The following is a 20,191-nucleotide window of genomic DNA, read 5'->3' on the forward strand; positions in this document are numbered from 1 at the left end:
CCGCTAACGTCTCGCGCATAACATAAGTGGCGACTTAAAATGGACAAGTTTTTCGGTTAAACTTTAAGTTTCTGAAAATTCACAAAACTCTCGTTTCAGCACAAATCTCGCCATTTTTGTTATGTGCTGTTACCACACGTTTTTATTTATTCCTAATGTTCAACGCTAAATGTAATAATTACCTATATCGAATTATTAATTAAAATGCATCAACTATAATTCTAACAACCATATGGTATTGTGCGAAAAATTAATTTCAATTCATTATCTTTTATTTCATAAATATCAAAACCTGTCGATTCATATCCTATACCACGAAAAAAATATTCGATGCTACCATTATCGTTTAAATCAGTAACTCCAATTAATGCTAAACCATTCGACCAACTTTCTATTTCTCCAATAAATTCGACGTAATCATTATTAAGTTTAAAAACCATAAATATTGATTCATTTAAAATAGAGCCTTCAACTAAAACCTGTAAACTGTCTTCTTTTTCTGTTGTGAATGAATCTAATATTTTTAAATAATTGGTTTTGTAATTGAAAAAATTATAATCATTTCCTGTTTTTCCATGTTTTCTAATTGAGTATGAAATCAACATTTTTTCTTTGATAATTTCAGAATGTTTTGGGTCAAGACTTATCGTATCAGATTGATTAATGAAATTATCATAATCGGGGAAATTCGTTGCAAGACTAAATTTATTTTCTAAATTAAGGTGATATTTATTGCTTGCACCAACAGTTAACTCGGAACAAGCGAAATTCTTTTCTTCAATTTTGTCAATATTTATAACTTCATTTATATCAGAATATTTTATATAAAATTCATTGTACTTATTTAATAATGAATTTCTTTCTTTTATTTCTTTTTTATTATCATTATCCCAATCTGTAATTGGAATTATTGTATCATTATTAATTTTGCCAATTATAATTAAATCCTGATAATTATACTTTTTATCTTGAACATAAATAGATATTAATTCGTCTGAAGGTCTTTTATTTTTTTCGGAATGACAGCTTATTAAAAATGAAAATGTTAACAAAAAAACTATTTTATTATTTTTCATGATATTATATTTGAATTAATCTAATCTTTAAAAACATGTACTTTTCTTATCCATAATAATAGATTATATATTTCTGAATGACTAAAATTATTATTTACAAAAACAATTGAACCTGGCCTCATAAAATCTCTTTCTTCATAAATACAATAAAAAATATCTCCATTATTTCCATCTCTGATAGATGTTTCACTTATGCCATTATTCCACGAATCAAGCTCAGCTTTTATTTCAGTAACTGCATGTAGCAATAAAATACATAATAAATCGTCTAAAGGAAGTGTCTGTAGTATATCATTTAAATATCTTTGATTTTGATCCCATATATTAACACTTTTATTAGAACCAGATTTTTGTAATTGGATGTGAATTTGTTTGGGACGGGCACCACACCATATTTCCCACACGGCATAATTGCCTTTAGTACCACAAACTTCACAATTTCTTTCAAGGAGTTTTTCACTAAAAACATTTAAAAGATCATGTCTTGAATAATTTTGAAAACTTTCTGCGCTTGTTAAAAAAGATGTTAAATTAGGAAATCGCTTGTTACAACTTTTACATAAAAGTGTGTAATTAATTGTGTTAGAAATCATTTTATTTGTTTTAATGTTAGATTATTATTTCAGTTCAAAATGTGTGGTAACGTTTAGTATATGAAAAGTAGGCGATTTCGAAGCACGAAACTCTGGGTTAAGCGCAAGGTTTGATATGAGCCAAAACCCATGAATTTAGCACTAACTCGCCTATTTTTTATATACATTGTTGTAAGCTGTTTTTCTTCCGTTATCATCAGAAATACAGACTTTTATTAATACTTGTTTTAATTCCTAAATGATTTGGAAACATTGGTAAAATCTGTTCTAAAGTTTCCTCACTATAAACGAATATTTCGTTAATGTAATAAGAGGGTATTTTTTCTTTTGCCAAGACTTCTGAACACATTATTCTGCTTTGTTCTCGTTTAATATTGAATTCATAATGGTTCCACGAGCCACTATTTATTAAGGTCCAATTAATATTATTAAACTCTTCTATATTGTTATAAAACTTGGTCGAGCGAACAGAAGCATTACCGTCTGAAAAGGAAACGTTTTCAGCCAAAAGTATATGTGGATTTACTTTAAGTAATATCAATTTGTTTCTATCTGTATTTTTGCACAAAGTATACAACATTGGATTTTTGTGATTAAAATACAAAGGTGTATAGTCGTGAATATTCCCACCTAAATTGGGGTCAATTCTGTTTCTTCGTGCATTTACTTGTTGGTTTGAAATATCAGTACTTACAAATCCATTACTATGTGCTAAATTATGAGACAAAATTCCAAGTTTTAAAATACTTGCAACATTGTCTAAATGTGTTATATAAAAAAGACCTCCAAAGGGTATTTTAGTTAGCAATTCTGTTTTAAGCTGCTGTCTTCTTGATAAGATTTCTCTTTTGTCTACCGTATCAATAAACACTTTAACCTCTTCTTTTATTTTTTCAAATACTTGCTGATAATTTTCTAATTGACTGCTGTTCATTGAAATAAAATAGTTGTCAATTTTTGAAAAAAAGTGTTTGTAAAATCTTATGAACCTTGATAAAACCTTATTGTAAAGATTATCAAGCCAATTAATTTCTTCGCTCTCTAATTTTAGAATTAAATGATAATATGAATTCCCTTTTGAATGTGGTCCTGGATTTGAAAGGTAAAGAGGTTTGTATATTTGGCTTATTTTGCAAACAATATGTTTTTTGATTACTGGTTTACTAAAAATATCATTGTAAAACATTTCTAAATCATCTATTTCACTAAAGTTGTTGTTTTGAATAATAGAGGTTAGGAAATTTTCAATAACAGCCATTTCATCCTGTAAAAGTTTGAGGATATTTATGTAATCGTTGTCGTTATAGCTGTCAATGTGTTTCATAGGTTTACTCGAAATAAACAATTTTAAGTCCTCTATTTGGCATTTCCAATGTAAACTGCTCAACTTCATCAAAGTCATCATAAGTTACTGTGAAAATATAATCTGGGTCATCTCCTTTGTATTTTACACTATTACCGTTTCTTTCTAATTTGTAACTTTTTTTAGGCGAAAGAGAAGGTGCAATTCCAACAACTAATACTTCTTTATTATCGATAAAATTCAAATTTATCGTTCTCTCAACTTCGCTTTCCGAGACAAGCGAGTTGTTTTCATAACGCTTGTGTTTACTAGAGTAAAAAATTGCAGGTTCAGTTTCTACTTCGTCAATTTGAATGCCGTGATTTTTTTGAAAATAATCTCTCAAAAAATCCCACATTCCATCCCATAATACGTTTTGTTGAATACCCATTAAAGCAGACATAGATTCCTTTTCAGAGTATTGAGGAATTAATTCTTGTGCAGATTCAGTAAATAATTGAGCATAAATTATTGCATTTTGTGTGTCCTTATTTTTTAAAATGTTTAGACAAGCATTATTAATAACTTCAGCCTCAACATCGGCCATTGTAATTTGCCCTCTTCTGTTTTGTAAATTTGTAATGGAATGTGCTAATAATTGTTTTGCAGTGTCTTTATTCATATTAGAATAATTTTTTTTGAATGTTTTTAATATCTGGTCGCATTGCGTAATTGAAGCATTTTGAAATAGTTGTTTCTCCAATGCCTTTAAAAGACGATAGTTGTCCCATATTTTTCAAATCTTCATTTTCTAAAATTTCTGTGATTTTTTTAATCTGATTACTCTTTAAGTCAGTTAATCGCTTTAGGCTTTCCAAATTGTTAGATAAAAACGCAGTTTTGAAAATGTTATACAAATCGTCTGAAGCATTCTCTTTATAAATGTAAATTTCGATTGGGATTTCTATTCCTTTCAAATGTTTTTGTAACAGTTCAAGTGATTCATCTTTGGAAAGTCCTCCATTTTGAGCACCTAATAATGGAAAAGCAATTGATTGAATTTTTTTTTGCTCGTAAGTTTCTTTGAATTTTAGAAGTCCTTTTTCGAGGTAAATTGGTTTTGTTGGGAATTTCCAATGATTTTTTGTCGGAAAGTTTAATATCCATTTGGTATTGGATTGATAAAGGTAAAGTTTACCAATATCAAGTAATTTTTTGTCGCACATTTCCTTGTAACGCTCAAACATTTCGGGATAGCGATATCTACATTCGAGTGCAATTCCTGCACCCATAATTCCGAAACAATTCACAGTATTGACTATTGTTTGACAATCGGTTGTAAATATGTTTCCTTCAATTATTTTCAATGTGTTCTACGGTTTTTCTTAAATGGCTTACAACGGTCTTGTGTATGGTTAGTTGCGTGGTTAAGCAACTAATTTAGCAAATAAATCACAGATAGAATATTCCGCAGGAATGTTCGTAAGTCGGCAGTGACCCAGCAATTAATTATACACCGTGTTGGCAACAGGCTTTATTTTCAGTTTGTTTAATTCTTTATGTTCGTTTTTAGTTAATATTTTGTCTATTGATTCCCAGTCATTATTTTCAATCAGAGTTTTAATTTCCGTCCACTTTTTTAATTCCAATTCATTCTCGAAATGTGTGCTGACTTCAATTAATTTCTCAAGAATCTCAATTGATTTATTTGCTTTGTGTTGTTTGATTTCGGCAAACAGAATTAACAAATGACTATTGTAAGTATCAAATGTCAAATGTGAAGCTTTATAAGGAAAAATATACGGTTGCCTTGTTATTTTTTTTGTCGAGTTATATTTCTCAAAATATGGAAGAATATTTTTTATAATTCTTTCTGATATATAATCTGCTAAAATCAAATATTCTTTTGAAATTCTAAAATGATTTCGGATGGTCTTGTCAATTTCCTCAATTGGTTTTGAACCAACTAAATAATGTTCTGTTGTCAAACCTTGCCAACAGTATGGAACTAATCCAATTCGGATTTCAATATCATCTCTCGCTCCAGACCAACTTCCACGATTATCAATGTCTATAATTTCCAACAAGTCATTTGTCAGTCGATAATGTTTTCTGCCTTTCTTTTTAAATCCGTATTCTTTGAGGTTAGCACCAATTATTTTATTCAGTTCGTTGTAAGCTGGTTTCCATTGTTCTTTTGGTAAGCTTTTAAAAACCTTAATTTTTTCAAATTCCGATTTTTCAGATTCAGAATTTGAGCTCTGCCTTTTGGTTTTTCCGAAAAGATTGAAGTTCTTCATTGTCCTTTTTTTCAGCTTGTTGCCAACGTACGGATAACACAACAAGTTGTGTTATCTCCATTATTAAAACACTAATCTAAGGGATTTTTTATTGTTTTAAAAGTATTTGTTGCTACATGAGTGTAAATTTCTGTCGTTTTAGTCGATTGATGCCCTAATAATACCTGTATTTGTCTTAAGTCAACTCCCGCTTCTAGAAGATGTGTAGCAAAACTATGCCTGAGCATATGAGGAGTTACAGGAATTCTAATCTTTGCTTTAAAGGCCGCTTTCTTTACAACGTTAACAACCGCTTGACCACTGTACTTACCACCCCTCTGCCCTTCAAATAAATATTCTTTCGGTTTCCATTTTTTGTAATAGCAGCGTAAATCTAACAATGCATTTTGCGATAATAGGGTAAGCCTATCCTTATTCCCCTTGGCCTTTTTTATCCGCACAAGCATACGTTTACTATCTATATCTTCAAGTTTTAAATTAATGGCTCTAGTTTAGGTCTGCGTTGATATTAAGTTTTCATATCTAGATTCGATTTGATTATACCGTTTCAATGTACCTAGAGCAATTGTTTCTTCCACAAAGGCGTTGGCTCTATCGCTTCTAGACTTTATATTTTCCTTTATTCGATACCAATTCATATATTGTTGTAGATATTTTGTTGATACTCCCCAAAAGGTATTTTCAATCCATTTTTTAACTCTATTGTGAGTAGAATTAACGTGTTGTATGTGATACTTTCCTTTTACTCTTTCTCCTTTTGATGCATTTACGATGTGGAACTCTGTTTCGCTATCTTTGGCAAACCCTTTATAACTGTGATGGGCATCGCTACACAATATGGTTATATCCTTTATAACACGTTTACCGATAGCATTTTCTATATCTACTTTTCCTATTCGACCGAGTTTAGCCACGCTAAGGTCTAATGTTGATTTTCTATCCTGTGTTACAATTACCGCAACTTGATCTTTACTTATACCTCTCTTTTTAGACTTACCGCCTCTTTTTCTTGATTCCCTATCTTTTACCTCCATACCTTTTTCTGATCTTAGGAAAAAGGTTTCGTCACTCTCTGTAATACCTGTAAAGTTGTCTTGGTCATCGTCATTTTTAGTATCGAATGAAGCTAATATCTTATGACGCCAATCAAAGGCTGTCTTTTTATTGATGCCTAATTCTGAACTTATTTTATCTAAACTTTTTTCTTGAACCATAAGACTTAAATAAGATGAAATCATATCCTTTCTTTGAAGTCCCGCCATCCAAGTGCCAGTATATTCAGTAAAGCTTCTATTGCAAGACTTGCACTTATAGCGCTGCGAGCCTTTGTCAACTCCAAAACGAACATATTTTTCATGTAAACAATGTGGGCATCCGCCCATTTTATTATCTAAAATATGGCGACGGGAAGCCCGCTCAACCAATTGATTATGCTCAAGTGAATCTGTAATATCCTTTAACAGATTATCACGATCTAGAGTGGATAGTGATAGTATTTCCTCTTTTAGATTATCTATGTTCATAATCTAAATATACATATAATAGCTGTATTAAACTAGAGCCAAATTAATCAATTCACTGCGGCGTAAACCAGAGCCATACAGAAGTTCAACAATACACCTGTGTTTAAGGTTATTGGTGTGAGCAATAACGGCCAGAACCTCTTCCTTGGAAATTATAGTAGGGAGCTTATATCAATTTAGTTTTTAAATGTTGTATTAAAAATTTGAATTATTTTTTACTTAATTGAGGAAAAAAATATAAGCATAGCATTAGTTACGGTTCTATTTTATGACGATTAATAAGTGAAAAAGAAACTTATTTTATCCGACATTTAGATACTATATTGGTATGAAACTCCTTTCTAGGTCTTTCTACCTCATAAAACCGATTGGGCATACCCAATACAACTTCATAATAAAATTTGATGGCGTTAATGGCTTGATTAACGCAAGAGTTGGACTTACCTTGGCGAATAAGCAGTTGCAGATACGCCCGTATGTGGCTTTCATTAATGGCCTGCAAATCTATATGTGGATACTGGTTTATAAAGTGTTCAAAAAAATGAACATAAGTTCGTATCGTGCTATTCGCATACCGTTTAAGCTCTAGTTTTAGTAAGTATTCTTCTGGACAACGGCGGTGCTGTTTTGTGACTTTTCGTTTTTTGTACCAGTCAATATCTACCTCTTCGTTAGAGGTATGAATAGGTCTATTGGTTAGAAATCGGTTATAATTAATCCAAGCCACTCCTTTAAAAGTAGTGTAAATAGTAGACAGGTTGTTTTTGGTATTTAAAACATAGGCCATATTATAACGTGCACTCCACTTAGGCTTATCTAGACTTTTTATAAGCGCCTGTAAAACCTTATCTGGTGTAAACTTGATACCTATCATTTTTTTATTGTTGAGCATCAAATGATAGAGAGTGATGTTTTTTCGCATAGTCATAATTCAATACTACATTAGTTTTAACTAATAAAAAGTATATTAGTCGTATAATATACGTTTGAAAATGATTGATCATAAAATCTGTCCAGTTTGTGAATCTCCTCTCAAAGGAAGATCAGATAAAAAGTTTTGCTCTACAAAATGCAAGTCGATTAACCAGTACGAAACTCGGCAGGAAAAAGAAGCCTTCTATTTGGAAGTAGACCGACGATTGAAAACGAATCGGAAAGTATTAAAAACATATAATTTTAGGGGATTTACTACTGTGCGGAAAGAATTGCTTATCAACGATGGTTTTGATCCAAATTTCTTCACACACTACTGGAAAAATAGCAAAGGAAATATCTATCTTTTCGTTTACGATTATGGATTTTTAGACCTTAAAAAGTCAGGGAAGGACAAATACCTTATTGTTCAATGGCAAGAGTATATGAGGAAATAAATAGTTTATTAGGCTTACTCCATTTCACAGTGACCGAGAAAAAACTCCCGCCAATCTCTAGGATAGATTAAAGATGTTTCACTACAGAAGTCATAATCAAAAGAAACCTTTTGAAATAGAGGGTTAGTGCCTTGACTGGTGGAAACTTGACTTCATCCTTTTAGAGTAGGAGGCAGGCCTGCCTGCATTCCTTGGAAGGCAGGTCGAACCACTTACATGTATTTTGACTGTAGCAATTTCAGTTTTCTTTTACCACTTCCTCCTTTCCAACACTTTTCTCTTCCCCTAGCTTCTTTTCTGTGGAAACAGTCTTATACTTAAGTAAATTTATAAAGACGTTTAAATAAATTGAATTAAACGACGACCTAACTCAGCACAAGTTTTTGATGGATTGAAGTTAAAATAATTTGCACAGCCTTGGGTTACGGTAATCAGTTTTGATGAAAAGCAGGCGAAAAAAGCCTGAGCCGAAATCATTTTGGTAAGACGATTTATTGCGTCATTATAGGTCTAATACCAAATTATATTTATAATGCCGTATGAATAAATTGAATTATTTTTTGATTGATTGAAATCAAAAATAACTAGCATAGCCTTAGCTACGGTAATTATTTTTGATAAAAAGCAGGTGAAAAAGAAACGATTTATTGCGACATTATAGGTCTAATTTGGTATAATTTGGTATTACGCCCTAATCGAAATATTGCAAATAGTGATGTTGATAACTGTACGATATAAGAAACTCGTAGATTAGATTAAAGTTTGAAGTTTAACTACAATGCTTATATTGATGACATCAGAATAATCATTTTAGAAGCTTTGGAAATTCACCCCGAAATTTTAAAGACACCTGAGCCAGACGTTCGGTTAGATTCAATTGGTGAACATGATATGAAAATCACCTCCCATACTTAGATAAATTCTCATGAGTATCGACCAGCTTATTGGGAACAAATGGAGGCCATTAAAAAATCATGAGACGACCATAGAATAGAAATTCAAATTTCTCACCGTTTGGTATTTCATGGTGGAAAATTCAAACTTAATTCAATTTAATTAGTACCGTATAAACCTATTAAGTAAGGGATTTCTTGATGCGTTCTAAGGCTTCTTCAATATTAGCTTCGCTGGCAGCATAAGAAATTCTAATGCAGTTTGGATTACCAAAAGCTTCACCAGTTACAGTAGCTACATTGGCAACTTCCAATAAAAACATGGAGAAATCAGTTGCGTTTTCTATTTTCTTACCATTAAAGGTTTTGCCGAAATAAAAGGAGATATTCGGAAACACATAAAAAGCACCCATAGGTTCATTACATTCAAAACCCTGAATTCCGCTAATTAAATCCAATATCAATTTGCGTCTTGATTTGAATTTATCAATCATGAACTGAATCTTTTCCACAGGAGCTTCTAGTGCTGTAATAACTGCTCTTTGGGCAATACAATTGGCACCACTAGTAACTTGACCTTGAAGTTTCTTACAGGCATTAGCTATCTTCTCTGGAGCACCTATATATCCGATTCTCCAACCTGTCATGGCAAAAGCTTTGGAAACCCCGTTTACAGTAACAGTTCTATCGTACATAAAGTCAATTTCCCCCATAGAGAAAGTTTTTTTCTCTCCAAAATTAATGTGCTCGTAAATCTCGTCACTTACCACAACAATATCTGGATAATCTTTAAGCACCTCAGCCAAAGCTCGAAGTTCTTCTTCGGTATATACAGACCCACTTGGATTGCAAGGAGAACTGTACCAAAGCATTTTTGTTTTGGGTGTTATGGCAGATCTAAGCTGATCTGCAGTCATTTTAAAATCTTGTTCTATGTCTGTCTGAACTTCAACTGCAACACCTTCGTTCAATTTTACCATGTCTTTATAACTCACCCAATAGGGGCATGGTAAAATGACTTCATCTCCTGGGTTTAAAACGACAGAGGCAATATTGTAAAGAGACTGTTTAGCTCCCGTAGAAACCACAATTTGGTTGAGATTATAATCTAAATTATTATCCCTATTAAATTTTAATTGAACAGCTCTTTTTAAATCTTCATAACCATCTACTGGCGTGTAAGAATTATAATTATCATTTATAGCTTGAATAGCAGCTTCTCTGATAAAATCTGGAGTATTAAAGTCTGGTTCTCCGAGGCTAAGTCCTATAATATCTTTGCCTTCAGCTTTTAATTCTCTGGCTTTGGAGGCCATAGCTAGGGTTGCTGAAGTTTCAAGTTTTTGAATTTTATCAGAAAGTTGAATCATAAATATAAGTAAATTAAGAAAGTTGAGGTTCGCTGCCTAACGTTCGTAAATGTCTGAAGTGAGATTTAATAGCTTCTCGAGTAGATTTATACTCGTTGTAAGGCAAATTAAATTCTTGAGCTGTTTCCTTTACAATTTCACTGATGTTATTGTAATGAACATGGCTAATATTTGGAAATATATGATGCTCTACTTGGTGATTAAGACCACCGCTAAACCAATTCATGATCTTATTGTTAGTGGCGAAGTTTGTGGTTGTAAACAATTGATGAATAGCCCATGTATTTTTCATTTCTCCGACTTCGTTTGGCATTGGCATATCATTTTTCTCAACCATATGAGCTAATTGGAAAATTACACTCAACATGATTCCTGCAGTATAATGCATTACAAAAAAACCAATCAACACTTTCCACCAACCAATTCCAATTAAAATAGGAATTACAATCCAAATAGAAATATATAAAGCTTTAGTAATGGCCAATAACCCCCATTGTTTAAAAGGACTTGGCATTTTACCGTAAGATAATTGTCTTTTCAAATAGCGTTTAGTTTGTTTAAAATCTGATGTTAACGCCCAGTTAAACGTTAATAACCCATATAAAAATACAGAATAAATGTGCTGAAATTTATGAAAACGATGCCACTTCGCATTATGAGAAAAACGAATAATTCCACTAGCATCAATATCTTCGTCATGACCGTGAATATTGGTATAGGTATGATGAAGAACATTGTGTTGAACTTGCCAATTATAAACATTTCCAGCAAGTATATAAATAGAACTTCCCATAAACTTGTTTACCCATTTTTTCTTTGAATAAGTCCCATGATTTCCATCATGCATAACATTCATACCAACACCAGCCATACCTATTCCCATAAGAACAGTGAAAAGCAATTTCCACCAATCTGAAATATCTAGGAATAAAATTAAGAAGTAAGGGCTTAAGAATAAGCTAAACATAACAATAGTCTTAACATGCAATTTCCAGTTTCCTGTTTTCTTAATGTTGTTGTCGTTGAAGTAAGCATTGACCCTTTTGTTAAGCGTTTTAAAGAACTTTTGTGGATCTTTCCTTGAAAATTTGATACTTGAATTTACCATTGTAACAATTATTATAATAACAAATATAAAAATTAATTCTTATCAACATTAAGTATGCCTCCCAATTGTGTTTGATTTATAATAATTTCAACTAGAAATTTGTTTAATTAAGTATTTCTCTTCAGGTAAACAATTTGAATAAATAAGGTAAAACAAGTGTTTACCTCTAAAAACAAATAATATCTGTTATTTTTGACGTTCATTAAATATATAAGCGTGAGTTTACTATTAAAATATTTCCCCGATTTAGACGACAATCAATTAAAGCAGTTTGAGAAAATCTCTGAAGTCTATAAAGATTGGAATCAGAAAATTAACGTTGTTTCTCGAAAAGATATCGATGAAATCTATATTCGCCATGTCCTACATAGCATGGGGATTGCGAAAATTCAACCTTTTTTACCTGGCTCAAAAGTTTTAGATGTTGGAACTGGCGGTGGGTTTCCAGGAATTCCATTGGCAATTTTATTTCCAGAAACTGAATTTACTTTAGTGGATAGCATTGGTAAGAAAATTAAAGTTGTGGAGGACGTGGTTGAAGAACTCGGTCTTCAAAACGTAAAAGCTATTAACGATAGGGTTGAAAATATTTCAGGTGAATTTGATTTTATAGTCAGTAGAGCAGTTGCTGTTATGCCTAGCTTTGTGCATTGGGTAAAAGGTAAAATCGCAAAGCACTCACTACACGAAAGAAAAAACGGTATTCTTTATTTAAAAGGTGGAGATCTATCAGAGGAAATAGAGCCCTACAGAACTGTAGAAGTCTTTGAGCTCTCAGATATTTTTGAAGAAGAATTTTTCGACACCAAAAAAGTGGTTTATTTACCGATGAAATATAAAGGCAAACCATAGCTTTAAAATTGAAAAAGCCTCTGAACTAGGTGTCCAGAGGCTCTTTCATGTCAATTTAGTCCAATCAATTATCCCATATGTGGGTAGGTATAATAAGTAGCTGGTACAAAAGTTTCTTTGATCAATCTTGGAGAAGACCATCTCAATAAATTGAATTTTGAACCTGCTTTATCGTTAGTTCCACTATTTCTAGCTCCACCAAAGGGTTGGCGTCCTACAACAGCACCAGTGCATTTGTCATTGATATAGAAATTACCAGCAGAATTTTGTAAAATATCTGTAGCTACAGAAGCCGCATAGCGATCTGTAGAGATAATTGAGCCTGTTAGCCCATACTGACTTGTTTCATCGACAAGGTGAAGAGTATCTTCAAACTTAGTGTCATCATAAACATAAAGGGTCAATACCGGACCAAATAATTCTTCCACCATAGTTTCATACTGTGGATTGGTGGTCACAATTACTGTAGGTTCTATAAAATAACCTTTAGACTTGTCATAATTACCACCTACAATAATTTCAGCTTCATCACTATCTTTGGCTCTGTCGATGTATTTTGCTAGTTTATCAAAGGACTGTTCGTGGATAACGGCACCGATAAAATTATCGAAATCACCTGTAGAACCCATTTTAATAGACGTAACGTCTTTCACTAATCTTTCTTTTACACTAGGCCATAAGCTGTTAGAAATATAAGATCTTGAAGCTGCACTACATTTTTGACCTTGAAATTCAAAGGCACCTCTTAATAAAGCAGTAGCAACCATTTGTGCATCTGCAGATTTGTGTGCGATAATAAAATCTTTACCACCAGTTTCTCCTACAATTCTAGGGTAGGTATTATAGGTATGTATGTTTTCTCCAATTTTAGCCCAGATTCCTTTAAAGACGTCAGTGCTTCCTGTAAAATGGATTCCAGCGAATTCTTTTCTTGCTAAAATTTTATCAGTAATCATGACAGGATCTCCCATAATCATATTGATAACACCGTCAGGTAAACCAGCTTCTTTGAAAACTTCCATAATAACTTGAGCAGATAACATTTGGCTATCACTTGGCTTCCAAACGGCAACATTACCCATTAATGCAGCACTAGAGGGCAGATTTCCCGCAATGGCTGTAAAATTAAAGGGAGTGATAGCGTACACAAATCCTTCTAAAGGTCTATGCTCTAGTCTATTCCATTCATTGTCTGCAGATTCTGGTTGCTCTCTGTAGATTTCAGTCATATATTCTACATTGAATCTTAAGAAATCACAAAGCTCACAAGCTGAATCGATTTCGGCTTGTAAAACAGTTTTAGATTGACCAATCATGGTCGTTGCATTTATTCTGTCTCTATATGGCCCTGCAATAAGATCTGCAGCTTTTAGAAATATAGCAGCTCTTTGTTCCCAAGGAAGTTTGGCCCATTTTTTTCTTGCTTCAAGAGCAGAATCAATGGCTTGTTCTACGTGCTTTTCTTCAGCATTATGAAAGATGCCAACTTCGTGTTGATGGTCGTGAGGTGGTCGGATGCTTTTAGTATGCCCTGTCTTAATTTCTTCACTTCCAATATATAAGGGGACTTCAGCTTTTTCGTTATACACCTTTTTATACATTTTTTGTATCGATTCTCTCTCTGGAGATCCGGGTGCGTATGATTTGATAGGTTCGTTTATTGCTTTTGGCACTTGAAAATATCCTTTTCCCATAATTTATCTGTTATTTAATATTTATGTAAATATAATTGATATAATTTAACTATAAAGTTTAGTATGATAAGCTTTTATTAATACCTGTTAATAAGGATTTAATTAATAATATTTCTACTAGTCCCATTACCTATCCCTATAACTTTGTCGAATCTTGCTCCGATGTCTCTATAGTAGACTAGAATCTGATAATCGTTTTCAGTCTCGTCGTGGTCTCCACTTATAAAACCACCATCAAAATTTCCTTTGGTGTTTAGATAAATGTATTTAAAATTATAAAAGCCTTGTTTTAAAATCAATTCATTGGTAAGCATAGATCTAGATTCATCCATGGTCATCAAGGTGCTATCATCTAATGCATAATTATTGAATCTCCCATAAAGGTGAATTTCTCCACCTTCTAAGTCTTTGTAATTGTCTAAAGAAAAATGAACTTTTGCATATTCAGATTCAATGTCTAGATCATCACCTTGGACAGTATTGATTCTAAAAGCCCCATTAATATCTGGGTTAAAAGTGTATTCTCTTCCGTCTCTTACGAAGTTACGGTAAAGATAAGAGTTGTAGATGTCTAGCAATTCTATGCGTTCAATTCTTAAAGTTCCTTGCCTAATATCTTTATTATCAAAATTTAAGTATTCGTTGCCTCCCCAAAAGGCAGACTCGTCATTATATCTATAAACTAAAGTATTACCTTGAACAAATTGGGGTTTTAGATCGTAAATGGCTGTATTGAAATCGTTATTTTGAACCACAACGGTTTGAACAGTTTGTTCAGGATTTCTGAAAATGAAATTATCTCTGCCTATTTCAAAATTTACCACCTGCTTTTTATCGATGTAGTCAAGTTCTCGAGACCGTCTTATTGTAAGATCTACATTAACTAAATTTTCATAGACAATAAACTTCCTAGAAAAAATGATCTGCCTATCGTCGTTAAATATTTTTAACATGTAGTTTCCACTGACTTTAAGCTGTCTTGTATTGGTGTTAGGTAATCTTAATTCATAATGCGTGTAAGGTTGAAGGGTCGTAAATGAGTTTCTGAAATTAAAAAGTCTAATGTTATCAAAACCCTCTAAAACCTCATTTTTTGAGAGAATGGAAGGAGTCCAGTCAAAATTATAATGTTCTACCTCATAATAATAATCATTTTCCGCAGCTCTTAAGTCATCAAATTTCAAAATCAAACTTTCTCCTCTAGAAATGATAGGAGTCCCGCTGAATTCCTCATTAGAGCCGAAGAATTCGATGGTTTTGATAAAATCTGGGGGCAAGGTTTCGTAGTCCTGCTGAGAATGACTTAGAGAACTTATAAACATGGCTATAAAAACAAGACTTAATTTCATTTTTAAAATATTTGAGAGTAAAGTTACAAATCTAAAATTTATTTGTTTAGAATGATTATAAATAATATAACTATAAGATTCCTTTGCCATAAGAATGCAAGTTTAATTATTAAATTTGTGCAACAAAATTAAACGATAATCTAAGATGCCCACAGACGTTAAAATTAAAAAGGGTTTAAAGCTAAATCTAAAGGGTGAAGCTACTGAAACTTTTGAACAAGGTGAAAATACTAAAACTGTAGCTTTAAGGCCAGCTAATTTCTATTCTCTAGTTCCTAAAATGGTACTTAAAGAAGGGGCTAAATTAAAAGCTGGAGATGAGGTTTTTTTCTCAAAATATTCAGCAAAAACTAGAGTGGTATCCCCTGTAAGTGGCACACTCAAGGAGGTTCGTAGAGGTGCAAAACGAAAAATTCTGGACGTCATCATCGAAGCAGATGAGACTCAAGTGTACAAAGATTTTGGAGTGATGGATCCCTTAAAATCGGATTCTACTGAGGTTAAAGATCGTATATTTTCAACAGGCTTAGGAATTTTCTTAAACCAAAGACCTTATAATATTCCAGCAAATGCCGATGACACCCCAAAAGCAATTTACATATCTGCCTATAACACAGCTCCGTTAACTGGTTCAGCAGAATTTATTCTAAAAGCCAGAGTTGAATTTTTTCAGGCTGGTATAAATGCTTTAACGAAACTTACAGGCGGAAAAGTATACCTAGGTGTTGATAAACAATCTGCTTCTTTTTTAAAGGATATTGAGAATGTGGAAATTTTAAATATTTCTGGTCCTCATCCAGCAGGAAACTTAGGAACTCTTATTCATGAAACAGAACCTATGAATAGGGGCGAGAGAGTTTGGACTGTAAACCCTGAAGATGTCGCTATAATTGGAGAGCAATTTAAAACGGGAAAGTATAATGCTCAACGAACAGTCGCTGTTACTGGGACATCTGCAAAAAATAGAAAATACTTCAAAACTATCGCTGGGGCAGAAGTAAAGTCGATTTTAAAAGACTTTGAAGATAACTCAAGGATCATAAGTGGTAATGTATTGACTGGTGAAAAAGTAGAGGCAGATGGTTATTTAAACTTTTTTGCTAATGAACTTACTGTTATTCCTGAAGGAAATGAATTTAGGATGTTTGGATGGATACCTTTTATAGATAACAATATTCACTCCATGTCCAAAACTTCATTATCCTGGTTGTTTCCTAAAAGGAAATACGAAGTCAATACCAACATAAATGGAGAAGAGAGAGCTTTGGTGGTGACTGGGGAAATGGAAGAGGTCATGCCTTTAGATATTTTTCCAATGCAACTCATTAAGGCTTGTATGGCAGGTGATATAGAAAAAATGGAAAGCTTAGGAATTTACGAAGTTGTTCCTGAAGATTTCGCACTTATAGATTACACGAACACGTCTAAAATCGAAGCGCAATCGATTATTCGTGGTGGTTTGGATATTATGTTAACGGAAGTAGGATAAATTTATAATAATTATGAATTGGATTAGACACAAAATCGATCAAATTAAAGAGCCTTTTGAGCCAGGTAACAAACTTCAAAAGTATCGCCCAGCTATTAATGCATTGGATACCTTTTTATTTGTTCCAGACCATACAACCCAAAAGGGAGCTCATATTCGAGATGCTGTAGATTTAAAGAGAACTATGATCACAGTAGTTTTGGCTTTAATTCCTGCTTTGCTTTTTGGAATGTGGAATGCTGGTTATCAACATTACATTCAATTAGGCGAGAATCCAGCTATATTTGAGGCTATTCTTCATGGAGCTTATAAAATTGTTCCAATGATTGTAGTATCTTATGGTGTAGGATTGGGTCTTGAATTTGCGTTTGCGATCATGAGAGGTCACGAAGTGAATGAAGGTTACCTCGTCACAGGATTGCTTATTCCTATGATTATGCCTGTAGACATACCGTTGTGGATGGTAGCCTTATCGGTTATCTTTGCAGTTTTGATCGGGAAAGAAGCTTTTGGAGGTACGGGGATGAATATCTTAAATCCTGCTCTTACAGCTAGAGCCTTTGCATTTTTTGCCTACCCTACGTATATGTCTGGAAACAAGATTTGGGTGAGTGAAGCATCGAATGTTGATTCTATATCTGGTGAAACAATTCTAGGTTCACTAGCTGCCAACAAGGAAATAACTTACAATACAGCAGAAATGTTCACTGGAATTATACCAGGATCAATTTCTGAAACATCCACCCTTTGTATTGCTATAGGTGCTTTAATTCTTATTTTGACAAAAGTTGGGAGTTGGAGGATTATATTGAGTGGTATTATAGGAGCAGCGGTAATGGGGATGATCTTTAACGTCTTAAATATTGAAGGTAATGGCCTAACTAATTTCCCTTGGTATCAGCATATAATTGTTGGTGGATTTGCATTTGGAATTGTATTTATGGCAACAGATCCTGTGAGTGGAGCACAAACGACACGTGGGAAATGGATTTATGGATTTTTAATAGGACTCTTCGGAATTATGATTAGAGTGTTTAATCCGGCATACCCCGAGGGCATTATGTTATCCATATTATTACTTAATGTTTTTGCCCCAACGATAGATCATTACGTCATTCAAGGTAATGTAAAGAAAAGACAGAAGCGTTTACAAATGAAAACAGTTAAAACAGCTTAACAATGGATAAAAATAGCAATTCTTACACTTTTATTTTTGCAATAATCATGGTGGTTGTCGTTGCGGTAACACTTTCTTTTACTGCAACTACATTAGGACCCCTGCAAAAGGAAAATGTGCGTAAAGAAAAAATGCAAAATATACTTTCTACTATTGGCATTGAAACGAGTAGAGAGAATGCAGAAGAATTATTTAACAAATATATTACTCAGCAAATCTCTCTAAATTCAAAAGGTGAAGAGAAAGAAGGTGTCAATGCCTTTGATGTCAAATTATCTAAAGAATTATCAAAACCAGAGGAAGAACAAAGTTTTCCTATCTATGTAGCGAATTACGAAGGTTCCGAATTTTATATCGCTCCATTGAGAGGTAACGGACTTTGGGATGCTATTTGGGGTTATATCGCACTTAAAGAGGATGCTAATACTGTCCAAGGTGTTGTTTTCGACCACAAAGGAGAAACCGCGGGTTTGGGTGCAGAAATTACAACGGACTGGTTTCAGCAAAGCTTTGTCGATGAGAAAGTTTTCAACGGGCAGGGAGAGCTTGTTGGGGTCAGCGTTAAAAAAGGATATAGCGGAGGAAACAATAAGGATGATAACCAAGTTGATTCAATTTCAGGAGCGACCATAACTAGTGATGGAGTTTCTATAATGATCGAAAAGAGACTAAAGAATTATCTACCTTTCCTCAAAAAGCGTCAAAATATTAAAGTTGCAATACGATAAGTTATGAGCTCAGAAACAAATCAAAACTCTAAAACTGAAGCCGAAAAGAAGAAGGTTGAAATGCTTCTCTTTTTATCGAGTTCAGAAGAGAAAGAACATTTTTTGTCAAAGGCAAATCGCAAAATTTTAAAGGATCCTTTAAATGATAACAATCCTATTACCGTTCAGGTTTTAGGAATTTGTTCAGCATTAGCGATTACAGTTCAGCTTAAGCCTGCAATTGTAATGTCACTAGCAGTGGTCTTTGTGATGGCTTTCAGTAACGTGATTATTTCTTTACTTAGAAACTCAATACCAAGTCGAATCCGAATTATTGTTCAACTTGTTGTGGTAGCAGCTATGGTGATTCTTGTAGATCAAATTTTAAAGGCTTATGCTTTCGATGTGAGTAAACAACTTTCTATTTTCATTGGTCTTATCATTACAAACTGTATAATCATGGGTCGTCTTGAAGCTTTTGCTTTAGGCAACGGTGTTTATAAATCGTTTTTAGATGGAATTGGAAATGCTGCAGGTTATGGACTTATTTTAATTGTTATTGCTTTCTTTAGAGAGCTTTTTGGTTCAGGTAAATTGCTTGGTTATGAAGTTTTAGGACATAAAGGTGTAACCTTAGCAGAGTCCACTGGATTATATGGCTTAGGTTATGAAGATAATGGATTTTTTCTATTATCCCCAATGGCACTTATCGTGGTAGGTATCATTATCTGGGTTCAGAGATCAGGTAATAGAAAATTAATTGAAGAAAATTAAATAAAAGCATTAGTAATGGATTTAGTAAACCTATTTGTTAAAAGTATTTTTATAGAGAATATGATCTTTGCATATTTTCTAGGGATGTGTTCTTATCTCGCAGTCTCAAAGACAGTAAAAACCGCGGTAGGTCTTGGAGCTGCTGTCATATTCGTATTGTTGATTACAGTTCCTGTTAATTATCTTCTCGATAATTACTTGCTTCAACCAGGTGCTTTATCTTGGTTAGGTGCCGAATTTTTAGACGTGGATTTGAGTTTTCTTAGCTTTATCATGTTTATTGCTGTAATTGCTTCTATGGTTCAGCTTGTTGAGATGATTGTAGAGAAATTTGCTCCTGCTTTATATGGTTCTTTGGGTATATTTTTACCCCTTATTGCTGTAAATTGTGCTATATTAGGGGGGTCCCTGTTTATGCAACAAAAAGATTTTAATGGCATAGAAGGTGCTGTAGTGTATGGGCTTGGAAGTGGACTAGGATGGTTTTTAGCTATACTTGCTATTGCGGCAATCAGAGAGAAAATAGCTTATTCAAATGTGCCAGCACCGCTTAAGGGATTAGGGATTACATTCATTATTACAGGACTGATGGCGATTGGATTTATGAGTTTTATGGGTATTAAATTATAAACAA

The 20,191-nt window shown here is 33.2% G+C and carries 20 protein-coding genes and 1 pseudogene; 8 read left to right on the forward strand and 13 right to left on the reverse strand.

Annotated features, from left to right (window positions below; all coding sequences use genetic code 11):
• Nucleotides 1-221: 221 nt before the first annotated feature.
• The 9 genes and pseudogenes from P700755_RS12340 to P700755_RS12380 form a co-directional block, all read right to left on the reverse strand.
• Nucleotides 222-1,076, reverse strand: coding sequence for a hypothetical protein (locus P700755_RS12340; RefSeq protein ID WP_015024991.1), 855 nt, complete (start codon nt 1,074-1,076; stop codon nt 222-224).
• 20 nt (nt 1,077-1,096) lie between these two features.
• Entirely contained in the window at nt 1,097-1,669 is a 573-nt protein-coding gene (locus tag P700755_RS12345; RefSeq protein WP_015024992.1) for a hypothetical protein, read from the reverse strand.
• A 196-nt stretch (nt 1,670-1,865) separates the two neighbouring features.
• Complete coding sequence (locus tag P700755_RS12350) at nt 1,866-2,993, reverse strand: DUF4433 domain-containing protein (protein WP_015024993.1); 1,128 nt, start codon at nt 2,991-2,993, stop codon at nt 1,866-1,868.
• A 4-nt stretch (nt 2,994-2,997) separates the two neighbouring features.
• Nucleotides 2,998-3,633: a hypothetical protein gene (locus P700755_RS12355; protein ID WP_015024994.1), complete on the reverse strand. Its 636-nt coding sequence runs from the start codon at nt 3,631-3,633 to the stop codon at nt 2,998-3,000.
• A gap of 1 nt (nt 3,634) precedes the next feature.
• Nucleotides 3,635-4,318: a macro domain-containing protein gene (locus P700755_RS12360; RefSeq protein ID WP_015024995.1), complete on the reverse strand. Its 684-nt coding sequence runs from the start codon at nt 4,316-4,318 to the stop codon at nt 3,635-3,637.
• 138 nt (nt 4,319-4,456) lie between these two features.
• Complete coding sequence (locus P700755_RS12365; RefSeq protein ID WP_015024996.1) at nt 4,457-5,251, reverse strand: DUF4304 domain-containing protein; 795 nt, start codon at nt 5,249-5,251, stop codon at nt 4,457-4,459.
• Nucleotides 5,252-5,322: 71 nt separating this feature from the next.
• A pseudogene (locus tag P700755_RS12370) lies at nt 5,323-5,733 on the reverse strand (tyrosine-type recombinase/integrase); the annotation flags it as partial.
• Between the two features lie 9 nt (nt 5,734-5,742).
• Nucleotides 5,743-6,774, reverse strand: coding sequence for an IS1595-like element ISPto1 family transposase (locus P700755_RS12375; RefSeq protein WP_015022784.1), 1,032 nt, complete (start codon nt 6,772-6,774; stop codon nt 5,743-5,745).
• Nucleotides 6,775-7,069: 295 nt separating this feature from the next.
• Nucleotides 7,070-7,648 carry a phage integrase N-terminal SAM-like domain-containing protein gene (locus P700755_RS12380; RefSeq protein ID WP_041758810.1) on the reverse strand — a complete coding sequence of 193 codons (579 nt, stop codon included), beginning with the start codon at nt 7,646-7,648 and terminating at the stop codon, nt 7,070-7,072.
• Nucleotides 7,649-7,766: 118 nt separating this feature from the next.
• Between P700755_RS12380 and P700755_RS12385 the strand changes: the two genes are divergently transcribed.
• Nucleotides 7,767-8,144 carry a hypothetical protein gene (locus tag P700755_RS12385; RefSeq protein ID WP_015024997.1) on the forward strand — a complete coding sequence of 126 codons (378 nt, stop codon included), beginning with the start codon at nt 7,767-7,769 and terminating at the stop codon, nt 8,142-8,144.
• Nucleotides 8,145-8,906: 762 nt separating this feature from the next.
• Nucleotides 8,907-9,059, forward strand: coding sequence for a hypothetical protein (locus P700755_RS20025; protein WP_157609295.1), 153 nt, complete (start codon nt 8,907-8,909; stop codon nt 9,057-9,059).
• 160 nt (nt 9,060-9,219) lie between these two features.
• Here the strand turns inward: P700755_RS20025 and P700755_RS12395 are convergent, their stop codons facing one another.
• Together P700755_RS12395 and P700755_RS12400 are read right to left on the reverse strand one after the other, a co-directional pair.
• Nucleotides 9,220-10,407 (reverse strand): pyridoxal phosphate-dependent aminotransferase, encoded by a 1,188-nt coding sequence (locus P700755_RS12395; protein WP_015024998.1) that lies wholly within the window; start codon nt 10,405-10,407, stop codon nt 9,220-9,222.
• Nucleotides 10,408-10,420: 13 nt separating this feature from the next.
• On the reverse strand, nt 10,421-11,515 hold the full coding sequence (locus P700755_RS12400; protein ID WP_015024999.1) for a fatty acid desaturase family protein: 1,095 nt from the start codon (nt 11,513-11,515) through the stop codon (nt 10,421-10,423).
• Between the two features lie 216 nt (nt 11,516-11,731).
• On the opposite strand from P700755_RS12400, the gene rsmG reads away from it, so the two are divergent.
• Complete coding sequence (gene rsmG, locus P700755_RS12405) at nt 11,732-12,367, forward strand: 16S rRNA (guanine(527)-N(7))-methyltransferase RsmG (protein WP_015025000.1); 636 nt, start codon at nt 11,732-11,734, stop codon at nt 12,365-12,367.
• A 68-nt stretch (nt 12,368-12,435) separates the two neighbouring features.
• Here rsmG and pruA read toward each other — a convergent pair whose 3' ends face one another.
• A complete protein-coding gene (gene pruA, locus P700755_RS12410; protein WP_015025001.1) occupies nt 12,436-14,061 on the reverse strand; it encodes an L-glutamate gamma-semialdehyde dehydrogenase in 1,626 nt (541 codons plus the stop codon).
• 98 nt (nt 14,062-14,159) lie between these two features.
• The gene (locus tag P700755_RS12415; RefSeq protein WP_041758812.1) at nt 14,160-15,410 is read right to left on the reverse strand and encodes a type IX secretion system plug protein; all 1,251 of its coding nucleotides are present in this window, start codon (nt 15,408-15,410) and stop codon (nt 14,160-14,162) included.
• A 145-nt stretch (nt 15,411-15,555) separates the two neighbouring features.
• Between P700755_RS12415 and P700755_RS12420 the strand changes: the two genes are divergently transcribed.
• The 5 genes from P700755_RS12420 to nqrE are packed head-to-tail and all read left to right on the forward strand — an operon-like array spanning nt 15,556 to nt 20,187.
• The gene (locus tag P700755_RS12420; RefSeq protein ID WP_015025003.1) at nt 15,556-16,899 is read left to right on the forward strand and encodes a Na(+)-translocating NADH-quinone reductase subunit A; all 1,344 of its coding nucleotides are present in this window, start codon (nt 15,556-15,558) and stop codon (nt 16,897-16,899) included.
• A 13-nt stretch (nt 16,900-16,912) separates the two neighbouring features.
• A complete protein-coding gene (locus tag P700755_RS12425; protein WP_015025004.1) occupies nt 16,913-18,076 on the forward strand; it encodes an NADH:ubiquinone reductase (Na(+)-transporting) subunit B in 1,164 nt (387 codons plus the stop codon).
• Between the two features lie 2 nt (nt 18,077-18,078).
• Entirely contained in the window at nt 18,079-18,804 is a 726-nt protein-coding gene (gene nqrC, locus P700755_RS12430) for an NADH:ubiquinone reductase (Na(+)-transporting) subunit C (protein WP_015025005.1), read from the forward strand.
• 3 nt (nt 18,805-18,807) lie between these two features.
• Nucleotides 18,808-19,557, forward strand: a complete 750-nt coding sequence (locus tag P700755_RS12435; RefSeq protein ID WP_015025006.1) for an NADH:ubiquinone reductase (Na(+)-transporting) subunit D — start codon at nt 18,808-18,810, stop codon at nt 19,555-19,557.
• Nucleotides 19,558-19,572: 15 nt separating this feature from the next.
• On the forward strand, nt 19,573-20,187 hold the full coding sequence (gene nqrE / locus P700755_RS12440; protein ID WP_015025007.1) for an NADH:ubiquinone reductase (Na(+)-transporting) subunit E: 615 nt from the start codon (nt 19,573-19,575) through the stop codon (nt 20,185-20,187).
• The last annotated feature ends 4 nt before the right edge of the window (nt 20,188-20,191 follow it).

It is taken from the genome of Psychroflexus torquis ATCC 700755, from assembly GCF_000153485.2.
Classification (GTDB): Bacteria; Bacteroidota; Bacteroidia; order Flavobacteriales; family Flavobacteriaceae; genus Psychroflexus; species Psychroflexus torquis.

Bases quoted from the DNA above. Each gene is read 5' to 3' on its own strand.
- P700755_RS12340 (WP_015024991.1), bottom strand. From the start codon at position 1,076: ATGAAAAATAATAAAATAGTTTTTTTGTTAACATTTTCATTTTTAATA.
- P700755_RS12345 (WP_015024992.1), bottom strand. From the start codon at position 1,669: ATGATTTCTAACACAATTAATTACACACTTTTATGTAAAAGTTGTAAC.
- P700755_RS12350 (WP_015024993.1), bottom strand. From the start codon at position 2,993: ATGAAACACATTGACAGCTATAACGACAACGATTACATAAATATCCTC.
- P700755_RS12355 (WP_015024994.1), bottom strand. From the start codon at position 3,633: ATGAATAAAGACACTGCAAAACAATTATTAGCACATTCCATTACAAAT.
- P700755_RS12365 (WP_015024996.1), bottom strand. From the start codon at position 5,251: ATGAAGAACTTCAATCTTTTCGGAAAAACCAAAAGGCAGAGCTCAAAT.
- P700755_RS12375 (WP_015022784.1), bottom strand. From the start codon at position 6,774: ATGAACATAGATAATCTAAAAGAGGAAATACTATCACTATCCACTCTA.
- P700755_RS12380 (WP_041758810.1), bottom strand. From the start codon at position 7,648: ATGATAGGTATCAAGTTTACACCAGATAAGGTTTTACAGGCGCTTATA.
- P700755_RS12385 (WP_015024997.1), top strand. From the start codon at position 7,767: ATGATTGATCATAAAATCTGTCCAGTTTGTGAATCTCCTCTCAAAGGA.
- P700755_RS12395 (WP_015024998.1), bottom strand. From the start codon at position 10,407: ATGATTCAACTTTCTGATAAAATTCAAAAACTTGAAACTTCAGCAACC.
- P700755_RS12400 (WP_015024999.1), bottom strand. From the start codon at position 11,515: ATGGTAAATTCAAGTATCAAATTTTCAAGGAAAGATCCACAAAAGTTC.
- pruA (WP_015025001.1), bottom strand. From the start codon at position 14,061: ATGGGAAAAGGATATTTTCAAGTGCCAAAAGCAATAAACGAACCTATC.
- P700755_RS12415 (WP_041758812.1), bottom strand. From the start codon at position 15,410: ATGAAATTAAGTCTTGTTTTTATAGCCATGTTTATAAGTTCTCTAAGT.
- P700755_RS12420 (WP_015025003.1), top strand. From the start codon at position 15,556: ATGCCCACAGACGTTAAAATTAAAAAGGGTTTAAAGCTAAATCTAAAG.
- P700755_RS12425 (WP_015025004.1), top strand. From the start codon at position 16,913: ATGAATTGGATTAGACACAAAATCGATCAAATTAAAGAGCCTTTTGAG.
- nqrC (WP_015025005.1), top strand. From the start codon at position 18,079: ATGGATAAAAATAGCAATTCTTACACTTTTATTTTTGCAATAATCATG.
- P700755_RS12435 (WP_015025006.1), top strand. From the start codon at position 18,808: ATGAGCTCAGAAACAAATCAAAACTCTAAAACTGAAGCCGAAAAGAAG.
- nqrE (WP_015025007.1), top strand. From the start codon at position 19,573: ATGGATTTAGTAAACCTATTTGTTAAAAGTATTTTTATAGAGAATATG.